Origin of the sequence: Enterobacter cloacae complex sp. IR5384 (genome assembly GCF_049237265.1) — a bacterium.
Lineage (GTDB): Bacteria > Pseudomonadota > Gammaproteobacteria > Enterobacterales > Enterobacteriaceae > Enterobacter > Enterobacter cloacae.
In genome coordinates, this window is the sequence record NZ_JBMKHJ010000035.1 from 17,012 (window position 1) to 31,746 (window position 14,735).

Consider the following 14,735-nt stretch of genomic DNA (forward strand, 5'->3'; position numbering starts at 1 on the left):
AAAACGCAGAAGGGGAAACCCTTCTGCATCTCTCTTACGCGGCGAATTTCTTCGCCACAAAGTCCCAGTTAACCAGTGCCCAGAAGTGCTCCAGGTAGTTAGGACGCGCGTTACGGTAATCAATGTAGTACGCGTGTTCCCAGACATCCACGGTCATCAGCGGTGTCGCGCTGGTGGTCAGTGGTGTACCCGCGTTAGACGTGGAGACGATAGCCAGTTTGCCATCGGCCTCTTTTACCAGCCATGTCCAGCCAGAACCGAAGTTTTTGATTGCGGCATCGGTAAATTTCGCTTTGAACTCCGCAAAGCTGCCAAAGGCGGCGTTAATCGCAGCAGCCAGTTCACCGGTTGGCTCGCCGCCAGCATTTGGTGCCAGGCAGTGCCAGTAGAAGGTGTGGTTCCACACCTGAGCAGCGTTGTTGAATACGCCACCGTCTGAACTGCGGACGATCTCTTCCAGCGTTTTGCCTTCAAAATCGGTGCCCTTGATCAGGTTGTTCAGGTTGGTGACATAGGTCTGGTGATGTTTGCCGTAATGATATTCCAGGGTTTCCGCAGAAATGTGCGGTGCCAGGGCGTCTTTTGCATACGGTAGTGCAGGTAATTCGAACGACATTGCTTCTCTCCTTATTGTATTTTGCGTTGCCAATAACCACACAGACAACAAGGACAGGATAGCAAATTGAAAGGGTATGCAAAAGAGGAACTTACCCTGCCGTGGTGACGGCAGGGCAGGGTTTAGCGGATGGTTTTCGGCGTCATGACGCGGCGTGCGCCGACGTAGTGACGCACCCAGTAGTCTTCGCTAAGCGAGGTGATCTGAATGTCCTGACCGCTTCGTGGGGACTGAATAAACTTCCCGTTACCCACATACACGCCGACGTGATCAGCCGTACCGCGACCCTGGGTGCGGAAGAAGACCAGATCGCCATTTTGCAGCTCGCCACGGTTAACAGGGGCGGCGTCGCGCAGGTGGTACATTTCATTGGCGGTGCGCGGAATGCGGAATTTCACCAGATCTTTATAGGCGTAATACACCAGCCCGCTGCAGTCAAAACCGGTGCGGGGAGAGGTGCCACCCCAGCGATACGGTTTGCCAATTTGCCCCATCAGCTTATTCATCGCCGTTTTTTGCGCTTTCTGTACCCGAACCTTATGCGCGTCGGCAATTTTTGTCACTTTCGTGCATTTGGCTTTATGCCCTTTGCGCGTGGTGCATTTTTCCGTTACGAGGTTGGCAGCAGTTTTTGAGGCTTTACGTTTCGATGCGAGGGCAGTGCGGGAAGATGTTGATTTCGATTTGCTGGAGGCGGTCTTTTTCGTTTGAGCGGTTGTTTTTTTCTTTTCGTTCTTACTGGTAGTCTTTTTTTTACGTTCTGTGGTTTTTGCCAGATGCGTTTTTTGCACAGCAGAGTGCCGCGCCTGTTGAGAGGCGTTTGCCGCTGGCGTGAAAGAGAGTGATGTAAACAGTAAAGCACAGAGCGTGATCGAGATTTTATTTATCCGCGCCACTGGGCAGTCCCCTGATAAATGCAGGTCATCAATAATACCCGCGTGTGATTTACAAAGCCCGTCGATTCTAATCCATAAAAACCCGAGAAGTTAATAGCATTTTTCAATCTAAAAACCTGTTTCGTTAGCAAGTGCAAAAAAATTCATCGATTTGTCGCACAATTGTTCACACCCTAAGCAAAACCCTGCCTGCCGCAGGGTTAAGCACCATTTACAATGCAACTTTTCGCCACTCGCGATAAAATAGCTATACGTGACAAAAATGTTATTTTCCGATGCCAGTCTGAACCGCTACAATGTCAGACTAATGCCGTAACAGAAGTTAAAGGAAGCAAGACATGAGCACCACTATTGAAAAAATCCAGCGCCAGATCGCTGAAAACCCAATTCTGCTGTATATGAAAGGTTCTCCGAAGCTGCCAAGCTGTGGCTTCTCCGCGCAAGCGGTTCAGGCGCTGTCTGCCTGCGGTGAACGTTTTGCTTACGTTGATATCCTGCAAAACCCGGACATCCGCGCTGAGCTGCCAAAATACGCGAACTGGCCGACGTTCCCGCAGCTGTGGGTCGACGGTGAACTGGTTGGCGGTTGCGATATCCTGATTGAAATGTATCAGCGCGGCGAACTGCAGCAGCTAATCAAAGAGACGGCGGCGAAGTACAAAACCGAAGAGCCGGACGCAGAGTAATTTTCTGCGCAAATAAAAAAGCGACCTTAAAAGGTCGCTTTTTTTATTCTTCGCTGTCGCCCATCGCCAGCGGCCAGCCGCCCAGACGCTTCCAGCGGTTGACTATTTCACAGAACAGCTCTGCGGTGCGCTCCGTATCATACAGCGCGGAGTGCGCCTGCGTGCCGTCAAACTCAATCCCGGCCGTAATACAGGCTTTTGACAAGACCGTTTGTCCCAGTGCCAGGCCACTCAGTGCGGCGGTGTCAAAGGTCACAAACGGGTGGAAGGGGTTACGCTTAAGAGAGGCTCGCTCGGCGGCGGCCATCGTAAAGCTGTGATCGAACGTGGCGTTATGCGCCACCATAATGGCGCGGCTGCAGTTGCTCTCTTTCATGCCTTTACGCACCATTTTGAAAATGGCGTGCAGCGCGTCATATTCGCTCACCGCACCGCGCAGCGGGTTATGCGGATCGATGCCATTAAACGCCAGCGCCTCTGGCTGCAGGTTTGCGCCTTCAAAGGGCTCAACGTGGAAATGCAGCGTGGTGTCCGGTGTAAGCCAGCCCTCTTCATCCATCTTCAGCGTGATGGCGGCAATTTCAAGCAGCGCATCGGTTTTAGCGTTAAATCCGGCTGTTTCGACATCAATGACAACAGGATAAAAACCACGAAAACGGTCGCACAGACCGGTAAGTTGAGCGTTATCGGACATCAGGGTCTCTTACAAGGGGAAAAAAGCAGAGCGCATTATGGCAAATTTTGGCGTGGGATGCAGTAAAACAACGGGCGCATAGTGCGCCCTGAGGGATCAGTTGCCCAGACCGCGACCGGCGTCTTTGGCTTCAATAAGCTCGATTTTATAACCGTCTGGATCTTCAACAAACGCAATCACGGTGGTGCCGCCTTTTACCGGGCCCGCTTCACGCGTGACGTTGCCACCGTTGCTGCGAATGCGTTCACAGGCTTCTGCCGCGTTGTCCACTTCCAGCGCGATGTGGCCATACGCCGTGCCCAGCTCATAGCTGTCGACGCCCCAGTTATAGGTCAGTTCGATAACCGCTTCATCCGTTTCCGGGCCGTAACCCACGAATGCCAGCGAGTATTTGTATTCCGGGTTTTCGCTGGTGCGCAGCAGCTTCATACCCAGTACGTTAGTGTAGAAATCGATGGAACGTTGCAGATCGCCAACGCGCAGCATGGTGTGAAGTAGGCGCATAATTTCCTCATTAACCAATGGAGTAGAGTATCTTTTTGAACAGAAACGATGTTTTAGTATAGCGGCGAAAGGCCGCCGCTATCAATGCACAACGGAGAGATTACAGCGTAGGGTAGTCGGTATAGCCTTCCGCGCCGCCGCCGTAGAAGCTTTCCGGGCGCTGTGGGTTCAGCGCTGCTTTCTGCTGCAGACGGGCAACCAGGTCCGGGTTGGCAATGTAATCACGACCAAAGGCCACGGCGTCGATCAACCCTTTATTAATCAGATCTTCGGCTTTCTCAGGCGTATAGGCCCCCGCACCGATGATCACCCCGTGGAAACGCTCGCGCACTTTCTGGCGGAAAGCCTCAGAGTAAGGCTGACCACCGGCCCAGTCCGGCTCGGACATGTGCAGATACGCGATACCGCGTTTCGCCAGTTCTTCAATCAGATACAGCGCGTCCGCTTCTTCGTTCGGACCGTTGTCGACGTTCTGGAACGTACCGATTGGGGAGACGCGAATACCAATACGGTCCGGGCTCCACTCCTGACAAACGGCATCAACCACTTCCAGCACCAGACGGGCGCGGTTTTCGACGTTACCGCCGTACTGGTCGGTGCGGTGGTTGGACGACGGTGAAAGGAACTGGTGCAGGAGGTAACCGTGCGCGGAGTGCAGTTCAACCAGATCAAAACCGGCTTCGCGGGCGTTAGCTACGGCCTGACGGAAATCGTTCACGATACCCGGGATCTCATCCAGCTCAAGGGCGCGTGGCGTTGAGGTATCGACGCGGATCGCGTTACCGTTTTCATCGCGCAGGGAAGTGCGGGTATTCGCATTCAGGGCTGACGCGGAAACCGGCGCCTGACCGCCAGGCTGAATGCTGCTGTGAGAGATACGACCGGTGTGCCACAGCTGAACCGCAATGCGACCCTCTTCGGCGTGAACGCCAGCGGTGATTTTCTTCCAGGCGGCAATCTGCTCCGGGCTGTGCAGGCCTGGTGCGCCGGCATATCCCTTCGCCTGTGCGGAAATCTGCGTGGCTTCAGTGATGATGAGGCCAGAGCTGGCGCGCTGACGATAATATTCACCCATCAGTGGGGTTGGGATATCACCCGGCTCAATGCTGCGCAGACGGGTGAGTGGGGCCATAAACACGCGGTTTGGTGCGGTGACGGCGCCCACTTTCAGTGGGGTGAAAAGTTTTTCAGCTGACATAACGACTCCTGAGTAGACCAGTCGACTAGTAATTAAGTAAATAAAAACGCCTGCTACACGCCAGGCGCAGTAATGCTGCTATTAACATGTGCCAGTGCGCTTTCCAGCGGCACGGCACTGCGGGAAATTTTGGCCTGCAGGTTCGCCCCTAACCAGAGCGAATATAAAACCTGCGCCTGGGTTAACGCCTCACCGGCGAAGGCCAGCGTTTTTTCACGGCGGCCATTCTCAAGCGCCTGCGCCAGCAGGGCGATCACGCCGCTGGCACCTTTATCCATTGCCGCACGCATATCTTCGGAGAGATCGCACACTTCTGCAGAGAGTTTTACCGTCAGGCAACCGCTGATAATGCCCTGCTGACAGAACTGGTTCAGCGTTTCCTGATAGTAGTTGAGAACACGATCCCGATAGTTTCCTTCACCACTGGCGAAATGGGTGGCCAGGCGTTGATGGTAGCTGGCATAGTGCCTCTCCAGCATCGCCACGCCAAACGCCTCTTTGGATCGGAAGTAGTGATAAAACGACCCCTTTGGCACTTCAGCGGTTTTAAGTAACTCGCTTAACCCCATACCGGTAAACCCGCGATGCATGCAAAGCCGCTCGCCGGTCGCCAGTAAATGTTCGCGTGTATCGTGTTCAGTATTTCTGCTCATGGCCAAACTCTAATAGACCGTTCGGTCTATTGCAAGGGCGTTTACTGACGACATGCGTTCAGAATATCCAGTTGCTGCTGATAAACCGTTGATTTCACATCCATCATACCCAGTACGGTAGAGAACAGATTATCCTGCGAAACCGCATTTTTTGCAGCATAGTCGCGCAGGCACTGCGCGTTGATACCAAAGTTTTTCGCGTAGTCCGGTGATAACCAGAACATAAACGGAATGTGCGTTTGTTGCTCTGGCGCCAGCATATACGGCGTGCCGTGCAGATAAATTCCGCTTTCGCCCAGCGATTCGCCGTGGTCGGAAAGGTAAATCAGCGCGGTGTTCATATTTGCCTGACGTGCCTTCAGCGCATCGATGGTTTTGCTAACCACGCTGTCGGTATACAGAATGGTGTTGTCATAGGTATTCATCAGCGCCTGGTGATCGCAATCCTGAATCTCATTGGTTTCGCAGGTTGGGGTGAATTTGCGGAAATTGTCCGGGTAACGGTGATAGTAAGCCGGGCCGTGGCTGCCCATCAGGTGGATAACCAGTACGGTGTCCTGTTTCAGGCCGTCCAGCACGTTGTCGAGACGGTAGAAGTTCACATCATCAATACAGGACTTGTCTTTGCAGAACTGATCCAGGTTCCACTGGGTCATATCGGTATGGGGTACGCGGTCGCAGGCACCTTTACAGCCGCCGTCATTGTCACGCCACAGCAGGTTGATTCCCGCGTGTTTGAGCACATCGAGCAACCCTTCCTGGTGATGCGCCAGGTCGGCATCGTATTTGCTGCGCGTCATCCCGGAGAACATGCAGGGAACGGAAACGGCCGTTTCGGTGCCGCATGACGTGGCCTGCGGGAAGTTGATGACATCCTGCTTTTTCAGTTCCGGGTTCGTTTCACGGCCATAACCATTCAGCGAGTAGTTCGCGGCACGTGAGGCTTCACCGACAACCAGCACCAGAACCGTTTTCTTGTTCTGACCTGCAATCAGCGGGCCTTTATGCGCATCTTCACCTATACGCACCAGCGTTTGGTCACCTTCGAACCAGCGCATTTTGCTGTATTTCATCATGGCGCTGACGTAGTTAGCAGGGGTGACCATCTTGACGATGCTCTTATTGTTGCGAAACAGCGACGCATAATCTTTATAAAACACGGCGGCGACGAGGATGATCACCAGCAGGGCGCCAAGCATGGCGGCAACGCGCATCAGCAGCGCATACCACCATTTTCCGGTCTGAATACGCGTCATCGCCAACACCACGGAAGGAACCAGTCCTGCTATGACAATCCACAGAATCATCTGCGGCGTGACCAGCGCTGTGGCTTCCTGGGAGTTGGTTTCGAACACGTTAACAATCATGTTCTGATCGATAACCGCGCCATAGGTATACATAAAGTACGTTGCCGCGGCACAGCCGACGGTTAAGACGATCAGCAGCGGCTTACGGATAAAGGGGATATTGAGCAGGCTGAAGACAATCACCCAGCCGCAGAACAGCACCAGCGGCACGGACGCGGCAAAAAGGATATCGTGAAGCCTTGCCGGGGCAATAATGGCCCAGCTACGTTGAATAAACAGTGCGTTTATCAGCGTAAAGAAAAGCGCACAACCCAGAGTGAATTTTATATCGTTACACTGTAACTTCTTCGTTAACCACATCGAAAAGAAACCTGTCATCATATTGATGAGGCGAGTATAGAGAGGGAAGATTAGTGAAACCTTAATGCCACAAAACTGTGGTAAAGCCCTTGCACGTGGGGCGTTTAACGTCTTCACTGTAGGTGAGTGTCGGTATTCGGAGGTGAACGTGGCAGAGCAGCTGGAGTTTTTCCCCATCCAGAGCCCGTGCCGGGGGATTTGTCAGGTGGATGAACGCGGTTATTGCCGTGGGTGTATGCGTACCCGCGACGAGCGGTTTAACTGGCAAAATTTCAGCGACACGCAAAAGCAGGAGGTGCTTCGCCTCTGCCGCCAGCGGTTTCTGCGCAAAATACGTGCAAACAAGCCCGGTGAAACCGAAGAACCCCAGCAACCTTCACTGTTTTAACACGCTTATTGCGTATACTCATGACATCACTTCCTTGAGGAAAATGTTATGGTTCAGCGTATTACCCTTGCCCCCCAGGGGCCAGAATTCTCCCGCTTTGTGATGGGTTACTGGCGCCTGATGGACTGGAATATGTCCCCCCTGCAACTGGCGAGCTTCATTGAGGAGCACCTCGATTTAGGGATCACCACCGTCGATCATGCTGACATTTATGGCGGCTATGCGTGTGAAGCGGCGTTCGGAGAAGCCCTCAAGCTGGTTCCGGCGCTGCGTGAGCGGATGGAAATTGTCACCAAATGCGGTATTGCCACGACGGCAAAACCTGAACATACCCTTGGTCATTACATTACCGACAGCGCACACATCATCAAAAGCGCCGAGCAGTCGCTGGTGAACCTGGCGACGGATCATATCGACCTGCTGCTGATCCACCGTCCCGACCCGTTAATGGATGCCGATGAGGTCGCTGAAGCCTTCCTGACGCTGCATCAAAGCGGCAAAGTGCGTCATTTTGGCGTCTCAAACTTTACCCCGGCGCAGTTTGCGCTGCTGCAGTCTCGTCTGCCCTTTACCCTGGCCACCAACCAGGTGGAAATCTCCCCGGTGCATCAGCCATTGTTGCTGGATGGTACGCTCGATCAGCTGCAACAGCTGCGCATCCGTCCTATGGCGTGGTCCTGCCTTGGTGGCGGTCGTCTGTTCAATGACGATGAATTCCAGCCGCTGCGCAATGAGCTGGAAACCATTGCCCGTGAACTGAACGCTGAGAACATCGAACAGGTGGTTTACGCGTGGATCCTGCGTCTGCCGTCGAAACCGCTACCGATTATTGGTTCCGGTAAAATTGAACGCGTCCGTTCTGCCCTGGCGGCTGAAGAGCTGCAGATGAGCCGTCAGCAGTGGTTCCGCATCCGCAAAGCTGCGCTCGGTTACGACGTTCCGTAAACCGGTAAAAATGTGACTTTCCGGTGAAATCTTTGCCTCTGGTATACACTTAAGAGGCAAAAAATAACCAGCGGAGGTCATATGAAGCGTTTTGCTCTGGCACTGGTCACGCTGGTTGTTTGCGCAGGGGCGCAGGCAGCCAGCGATGAAGTAGAAATGAATCTCGTCACCTCGCAGGGCGTAGGTCAGTCCATCGGCACAGTGAAAATCACTGAAACCGACAAAGGACTGGAATTTGCGCCCGATCTCAAGGCCCTGCCTCCCGGCGAACATGGTTTTCATGTTCATGCTAAGGGGAGTTGTCAGCCCGCGTTAAAAGAGGGTAAACCCTCGGCAGCAGAGGCGGCAGGCGGCCACCTTGACCCACAACATTCCGGTAAGCATGAGGGCCCAAACGGAATGGGCCATCTGGGCGATCTGCCCGTGCTCGTGGTAAATAATGACGGCAAAGCCACGGATCCGGTTGTTGCGCCACGCCTCAAAAAGCTGGATGAGGTCAAAGGCAAGGCGCTAATGATCCACGTCGGCGGCGACAATATGTCCGATCAGCCGAAACCGCTTGGCGGTGGTGGGGCACGCTATGCCTGCGGGGTGATCTGATCCCCAATCGTCCCCGGCGGTGGCGCTTGTTCCAGCTGCGACAGGGAACAGTGCAGCCGCCAGATTATCGACGCTAAATCACGCGCGGCGGGCTGATGGTGGTGAGCAAGACTGTCGCAGATCCGCTGCAGTTCAGTCAGCGTCGCTTCCAGCGGGCGTTGCTGAACGCCGCGTTCACTCATCACATCGCGTAGCAGAGAGATGCACACGTCGCGCACCTGCGACAGCGGATCGGACCGCGTCTCCCATGCGCGAAGTTGCCAGACCACATGGGAACAGTTCAGCAAGACCACTCCCCAACGCAGCAGCCAGCGGCGGGAAAGCGAGTCCTGGCTGTTATTGAGCTGGCTGACATGGTGGTACACCAGCGATTCATACTCACTTTCACGCAGATGCGGTTTACGGCTGAGCTGATCGACAAACCCCCGACGAAGCTCGCGGATATGGCGTCGGCTTTTACGCGCGTCTGAGCCGGGGCGTAATACGGCAAAAGCCAGCCACGCCAGACCCACCCCCAGGATTTTTGCCAGATTATCATTGAGAAAATCGGCGTAATCATAAACCGGCGGGTTTGTGACTGAGATAAACGAGCCCATAAAGACAATCAACTGTCCCCAGAGCCCCGCCAGTTTGGGCATTTGCAGCTTCAGAAGCTGCATCGTGGTTAACAGCGAAAACAGAAACAGCAGGAACTGCCACAGGTCGCTTATCTGCACCATCAGGCCGAACTTGACCACAAAGCTGAACAGCGATAACAACACCAGCGTGCGCAGCAGCAGCGTAAGCGAGTTGAACGGCGAGGCGGCGACGGAGTAGAGCACGCAACTGATGGCGGCCAGCGTGAGCGCGGCGGAGCCAGATTCCCACTGCGTGGTGATGCTCCATGCCCCCACCAGCGTCAGGGCGCAAAAGGTTCGAAAACCGCTCCACAGCGCTTCCAGATAGTCAGTGTGCCGCGCCAGCGCCGGGCTACTGGGAACGGCGAATTCCGTTATCGGCGTGGCATTTTCAACGGCCTTGATCCAGCGACTGCTGCGCAGATATAGGCGGCAAAAGTAGTTCAGACGCTGCCAGAAGGCGCGGTGGCGATAATCGTACTCATCTTTCGGCGCGAGCGGGGCGATAATGCGGGCCACCATGTAGATGTCGGCATCCGGGCGGGCAAGGGCTGCGAGCAGCGTTTCAATGATGGCGCGGGTGTTTTCCGGTGGCGTTGACCAGTTGAGTAACATCCGGCGCAGGCTGGAGATCGCACTGGTCATCCGTAGCTGCTGGTGAAGCAGGTAGTTCAGCAGGGTATTCTGGCGGCGAAAACGATAATGGCTCCAGAAGGCCTGAATGCGTAACAGATTCATGGTCAGGATCTGACCAATCACCTTTTCATGCGCCAGGCGAATCTCATCGTTAGTATCCGGCTGCCAGAGCAGGCTCGCATGTTCCAGCAAGCGGGTATGCATGGTCTTCAGCGCCGTGATAAGCGCGGTGCCGTCGGAGGTGCTGGGCAGGATCATCATCATAAACCCGCCGCTCAGAATACCGACAATAACTTCACAGACGCGCGCCTGGGCGATATCCCATAACTCGGTGGTATCAAGAACGTTAACTACCGGAAAGGCAATAATTGCGGCGGTATAGCCCGCCAGCTGGAAGGCGTAGGCGACGTTGTTGGTAAAATGGGCGCAGGCCCAGGTACAGCATCCCAGCCATGCCGCCATGCTCAGTAAAAAAAGCCACGGATCGTTCAGGGTATGGCCTGCAATGATCAGCGCCGCAGTGGCACCGAGCAGGCTGCCCGCGATGCGCCCAAGGCTTTTACTGATCACTCCGCCAACGGTCGGGAAGCTCACGACCGCCGCGGAGGTCATGGCCCAGTAAGGCTCGTCAAGGTTCAGATAGTAGGCGACGGTCAGCGCAAGGCACATGGCAATGCCATTGCGCAGGGCGTAGCGCCACTGAGGGCGTGTTGCTTTCATCCACGGCAGATTTCGCCAGGAGAAGGCATTCATCAGGGTGTTCCGATCGAGACAGTACAGGTTGTGCCGGAGACCAGCGTTAACCCCTGCGGTAAGCGGTCAAATTCAACCCGAACCGGCACGCGCTGGGCCAGGCGCACCCAGGGGACATTAGGTTTGATGTCGGGAACCAGGCCTGAATCGGTTTCAACGCTCTGATCGTAAATGGCACGGCCAATGCTGGAAACGTGACCCTGTAACCTTTGCGAGCCGCTATAAAGCGTTATTGTGGCAGGGGCACCTTCCCGAATATGGCGAAGTTTGGTCTCTTCAAAATAGCCCACGACGTAAAATGAGTGGCTGTCGACCAGCGCGAAAATCGGTTGGCCGGTGGTGGCATAATTACCCACGCGGGCAGAGAGGTTCGTCACCCAGCCATCGACAGGGGCCTGTACCACGGTTTGCGTCAGTTCCCATTGCGCCTGTTTGAGCGTTGCCTCTGCCACATTGACGTTGGCCTGCATCGCCTTGACGTTGATGTTTGCGGTATCCAGGTCTTCGGCAGAGATATAGTTTTGTGATAAATGCCGACGACGCGTGGCTTCGTTGTTCGCTTTCGCCAGTTCAGTCTGGGCCTTAGCCAGCTGCGCCTGGGCGTTAAGGATCGCGATATGGTAAGGGGTATCGTCAATGCGGAATAAAACATCTCCCTTTTTAACGAACTGGTTATCCTTAACCAGAAGCGCCGTGATACTGCCTGATACCTGCGGGGTGATACTCACCTGTTCAGCGCGAATTTTACCGTCGCGTGTCCAGGGTGACTGCATATAAAAATTCCACAGCCACCAGCCGGCAACCAGGGCCAGAGCCAGGACAAAGAGGGTGGAAAAGTACTTCAGCGTTTTCAGGGGCATAATCACCACACAATCAACACAGCAAGGCCAAGAGACACGGAGAGAGCGAACAGGGAGAGATCCATCAGCATGGGGTGCCAGATCTCGCCAGAATACATCCAGTCGCGGAGCAGACGATGCGCGACAAGCCAGATCACAAAGCCCACCAGAACGGCTTTAAACAGGGGAGGAAAGTAGACTGATGCACCGAAGATCAGGTCCTGAAGGGGCAGCCCCTCTGAGCGATGAAAAAACGTCACGAGCAGAGATCCTTTGCAGTGAACAGAATGCCGGGATGGCTTGTCTTAATGAGATGGAACATCACTTTTCAGTGTAAGTCATACTTTTAAATTTGATGAATGTCGTAATGCATTTGTTTTGGCAATACAAATGCTGCACACTATTCTAAAATCAGTATAATAACTTAGCAAGCTAATTATAAGGAGATGAAATTGGAATCGCCATTAGGTTCTGATCTGGCAAGGTTGGTACGCGTCTGGCGTGCTCTGATTGACCATCGCCTGAAACCTCTGGAATTGACACAGACGCATTGGGTCACGCTGCACAACATTCATCAGCTGCCGCCCGACCAGTCACAAATTCAACTGGCAAAGGCGATTGGTATTGAGCAGCCGTCGCTGGTGCGTACGCTTGACCAACTGGAAGAGAAGGGGCTGATCTCCCGACAAACCTGTGCCAGCGACCGTCGCGCCAAGCGAATTAAACTCACTGAGAAAGCGGCTCCCATTATCACTGAAATGGAAGCAGTGATTACCAAAACGCGCGGTGAGATCCTGTCCGGGGTTTCCCCTGCGGAGCTTGAAATGCTCATCAGTCTGATTGGACGCCTTGAGCAGAACATTCACGACCTGCAGGCACGCGACGCCTGACCTTATCAGGCCTTGCATTCGCAAGGCCTTTTATCCTCTGGAGACGATCACCCGGTTGCGACCCGTCTCTTTCGCCTCATACATCGCTTTATCAGCCTTTTCCACACACTCTTCAGCCGTCGTCTCCACGGACGTTGCTGTAAAGACGCCCATGCTGATGGTAATGGGCTCCGGAAGCTGTCCCCCGCTGCTGGTCTTATCAAAGCTGCTCAGCTTCAGGCGGATGCGTTCCGCCACCTGGTACGCGGCTTCTGAAGAGGTGTTGGTTAACATCAACACAAATTCCTCACCGCCAATACGTGCGGCAATATCCTGAGGCCGTACGGAATCCATCAGCAGATGCGCCACAAACTGCAACACTTTGTCGCCCTGCAGATGGCCGTAGCAGTCGTTGATGCGCTTGAAGCGGTCGAGATCGCTGACGATAACCGAAACCGGACGGCTGGCTTTACAGGCACCGAGTGCCTGGTTTAGCGAGTCGTAAAAATAGCTGCGATTGTAGAGGCGGGTCAGAGGATCGCGAATCGAGTTTTGATACGACTGTTGATATTTCAAATGCGAGTCGCGATAGAATCTAAAGACATCATAAAGCAGAACAAAAATAATCAATAACGTCGCAACAGTTTCAAATAAGCGCGCTCGATACCAGGAAATATCCTCCGCGTGTCCGCCTGCTAATAGCATCGCGAGCGTCACGATATAACAGACACATAAAAAATTACCGCCCACCCAAAAAATATTGCGTACGCGGGTAATAACCATTAGCGTTGCTAATGTCACCACCCAAAGAATAATCAAGACGATATTTATTGCATGGCTCCAGAGAACCATAAATTGATGGGTTTCATTATCCACCAGGTCTAACGACATTAATGATGAGTGGCTGGAGCTAAGCCAGGCCAACAGCACCATGCCCACCATAAACAGAAATGTACCGGCAACAATGGCGATATGCGCCGCACGTGAAAGCGGATTATCCCTGACGATATATAGCAGGGCCGACGCAATCATCAGTACCGCCATTAACAGATGGCGGTACATAAAGAAGATCATCGTATCGTTATAGTCCACGACGTTGAGCTGGTAGAGATCAAGCCAGGCCGGGAAACTGGTAAGCGTACCCACCATCAGCATGGCTGAACCGGCAAAGGCAAAAGCGATAGCAATCAGGTACAACCGTCTTCTGTCACACCAGTATTTCATGGCCATAAAGCAGGCAATAAACAGATGGAATACCAGTAAAAAAATGGTGAGTGTAGGGAATAAAAGCGGTGAGAAAGAGGGAACCCATTCGACCAGTTTTAAAAATAAAATTTGTAATATTCCAATGACGACAATGCACCCTAAACAGAATGGAATATAGGATTTTTTCACGTACCGGGAGATCGCAAGCATAAGTATGTTTCAACGAAAATAATAAATAAAAAAGTTAATTGAGATTAGCCTAATGCAAAAGAGAGGGGAATACTTTGCGCAGGAACAAGATACGGCGTGGTTAATTATTCATTGCCTGAATAAATTTTGTAAAACTATTTATTATAATGATGCTATTTGTAAAAGGATGCGGCCTGGCAGCCACATCCTTTTTATGAATTAACGCGGAGAAACGGTAACCTGGCTACCGTTGCTTGCCAGCACGACGCGCTGACCTGCAGAGAAGCGGGTGCTGCCCTGTTTCTGCACAACCATAATGGTGCTGCCGTCGTCTTTACGGATTTCCAGCTCTACGCCCTGGGTTTTATTCATCGCACCCTGAACGCCCTGGCCTGCTACGCCACCCGCAACGGCACCTGCCGCAGTCGCCAGAGAACGGCCTGTACCACCGCCTACGGTGTTACCCAGGAAGCCACCCAGAACCGCACCGCCGATGGCACCCATGACGTTGTTCTCGTCACCACCCTGAATTTGAACAGGACGTGCGTTAACAATCGTACCGTAAGTCACGTTCTGAACCTGTTTCGCTTCAGAAGCGCTATAAACGTCGCCAGAAAGTGAACTGTCATTCACACAGCCAGCCAGAGTTAAACCAATCAGCGAAACGCCCAGTACACGTAAAATCATTTGAATCTCCTGTTCACCAAAAACGCCCAATCCGGGCATCCGTTATGGCTAAATTATATGGCATAAAGGGCCATCGTTCATATCTTTGCACT

General features: G+C 53.4%; 17 protein-coding genes. 5 read left to right on the plus strand and 12 right to left on the minus strand.

All coding sequences use genetic code 11. From position 1 onward, the window contains the following. Nucleotides 1–34: 34 nt before the first annotated feature. Both sodB and ACOTX3_RS21355 read right to left on the minus strand, forming a co-directional pair. The gene (sodB, locus tag ACOTX3_RS21350) at nucleotides 35–616 is read right to left on the minus strand and encodes a superoxide dismutase [Fe] (RefSeq protein WP_127869283.1); all 582 of its coding nucleotides are present in this window, start codon (nucleotides 614–616) and stop codon (nucleotides 35–37) included. A gap of 122 nt (nucleotides 617–738) precedes the next feature. After that, nucleotides 739–1,512, minus strand: a complete 774-nt coding sequence (locus ACOTX3_RS21355) for a C40 family peptidase (protein ID WP_029882772.1) — start codon at nucleotides 1,510–1,512, stop codon at nucleotides 739–741. 338 nt (nucleotides 1,513–1,850) lie between these two features. Between ACOTX3_RS21355 and grxD the strand changes: the two genes are divergently transcribed. Then, complete coding sequence (gene grxD, locus ACOTX3_RS21360) at nucleotides 1,851–2,198, plus strand: monothiol glutaredoxin 4 (protein WP_003832760.1); 348 nt, start codon at nucleotides 1,851–1,853, stop codon at nucleotides 2,196–2,198. A gap of 43 nt (nucleotides 2,199–2,241) precedes the next feature. Here grxD and rnt read toward each other — a convergent pair whose 3' ends face one another. From rnt to eptA, 5 genes are all read right to left on the minus strand, one after another. Continuing rightward, on the minus strand, nucleotides 2,242–2,892 hold the full coding sequence (gene rnt / locus ACOTX3_RS21365) for a ribonuclease T (RefSeq protein WP_013096924.1): 651 nt from the start codon (nucleotides 2,890–2,892) through the stop codon (nucleotides 2,242–2,244). Nucleotides 2,893–2,988: 96 nt separating this feature from the next. Further along, complete coding sequence (gene gloA / locus ACOTX3_RS21370) at nucleotides 2,989–3,396, minus strand: lactoylglutathione lyase (protein ID WP_013096923.1); 408 nt, start codon at nucleotides 3,394–3,396, stop codon at nucleotides 2,989–2,991. A gap of 100 nt (nucleotides 3,397–3,496) precedes the next feature. Then, nucleotides 3,497–4,594, minus strand: a complete 1,098-nt coding sequence (locus ACOTX3_RS21375; RefSeq protein WP_013096922.1) for an alkene reductase — start codon at nucleotides 4,592–4,594, stop codon at nucleotides 3,497–3,499. Between the two features lie 53 nt (nucleotides 4,595–4,647). Continuing rightward, the gene (locus tag ACOTX3_RS21380) at nucleotides 4,648–5,247 is read right to left on the minus strand and encodes a TetR/AcrR family transcriptional regulator (protein WP_028028082.1); all 600 of its coding nucleotides are present in this window, start codon (nucleotides 5,245–5,247) and stop codon (nucleotides 4,648–4,650) included. Nucleotides 5,248–5,288: 41 nt separating this feature from the next. Continuing rightward, the gene (gene eptA / locus ACOTX3_RS21385; protein ID WP_058651521.1) at nucleotides 5,289–6,914 is read right to left on the minus strand and encodes a phosphoethanolamine transferase EptA; all 1,626 of its coding nucleotides are present in this window, start codon (nucleotides 6,912–6,914) and stop codon (nucleotides 5,289–5,291) included. Nucleotides 6,915–7,062: 148 nt separating this feature from the next. Here eptA and ACOTX3_RS21390 point away from each other — a divergent pair, with 148 nt between their 5' ends. From ACOTX3_RS21390 to sodC, 3 genes are all read left to right on the plus strand, one after another. Beyond that, nucleotides 7,063–7,302 (plus strand): DUF1289 domain-containing protein, encoded by a 240-nt coding sequence (locus ACOTX3_RS21390; RefSeq protein ID WP_013096919.1) that lies wholly within the window; start codon nucleotides 7,063–7,065, stop codon nucleotides 7,300–7,302. A gap of 48 nt (nucleotides 7,303–7,350) precedes the next feature. Then, the gene (locus tag ACOTX3_RS21395; protein WP_020688306.1) at nucleotides 7,351–8,247 is read left to right on the plus strand and encodes an aldo/keto reductase; all 897 of its coding nucleotides are present in this window, start codon (nucleotides 7,351–7,353) and stop codon (nucleotides 8,245–8,247) included. 81 nt (nucleotides 8,248–8,328) lie between these two features. Next, nucleotides 8,329–8,847, plus strand: a complete 519-nt coding sequence (sodC, locus tag ACOTX3_RS21400; RefSeq protein ID WP_013096917.1) for a superoxide dismutase [Cu-Zn] SodC — start codon at nucleotides 8,329–8,331, stop codon at nucleotides 8,845–8,847. Here sodC and ACOTX3_RS21405 read toward each other — a convergent pair. From ACOTX3_RS21405 to ACOTX3_RS21415, 3 genes are read right to left on the minus strand one after another with little or no spacing between them, the layout of a single operon-like run. After that, nucleotides 8,826–10,853 carry an FUSC family protein gene (locus ACOTX3_RS21405; protein WP_127869284.1) on the minus strand — a complete coding sequence of 676 codons (2,028 nt, stop codon included), beginning with the start codon at nucleotides 10,851–10,853 and terminating at the stop codon, nucleotides 8,826–8,828. The genes sodC and ACOTX3_RS21405 overlap by 22 nt on opposite strands. After that, the gene (locus ACOTX3_RS21410) at nucleotides 10,853–11,713 is read right to left on the minus strand and encodes an HlyD family secretion protein (protein ID WP_013096915.1); all 861 of its coding nucleotides are present in this window, start codon (nucleotides 11,711–11,713) and stop codon (nucleotides 10,853–10,855) included. Before ACOTX3_RS21410 ends, ACOTX3_RS21405 begins: the two co-directional genes overlap by 1 nt. Before the next feature lie 2 nt (nucleotides 11,714–11,715). Beyond that, a complete protein-coding gene (locus tag ACOTX3_RS21415) occupies nucleotides 11,716–11,952 on the minus strand; it encodes a DUF1656 domain-containing protein (RefSeq protein WP_013096914.1) in 237 nt (78 codons plus the stop codon). Nucleotides 11,953–12,138: 186 nt separating this feature from the next. Between ACOTX3_RS21415 and slyA the strand changes: the two genes are divergently transcribed. Then, nucleotides 12,139–12,582, plus strand: coding sequence for a transcriptional regulator SlyA (slyA, locus tag ACOTX3_RS21420; protein WP_020688303.1), 444 nt, complete (start codon nucleotides 12,139–12,141; stop codon nucleotides 12,580–12,582). A gap of 30 nt (nucleotides 12,583–12,612) precedes the next feature. On the opposite strand, the gene ACOTX3_RS21425 is transcribed toward slyA, so the two are convergent. After that, nucleotides 12,613–13,977, minus strand: coding sequence for an MASE4 domain-containing protein (locus ACOTX3_RS21425; RefSeq protein ID WP_421631636.1), 1,365 nt, complete (start codon nucleotides 13,975–13,977; stop codon nucleotides 12,613–12,615). Nucleotides 13,978–14,175: 198 nt separating this feature from the next. Further along, a complete protein-coding gene (gene slyB / locus ACOTX3_RS21430; protein WP_013096912.1) occupies nucleotides 14,176–14,643 on the minus strand; it encodes an outer membrane lipoprotein SlyB in 468 nt (155 codons plus the stop codon). Nucleotides 14,644–14,735 lie beyond the last annotated feature (92 nt).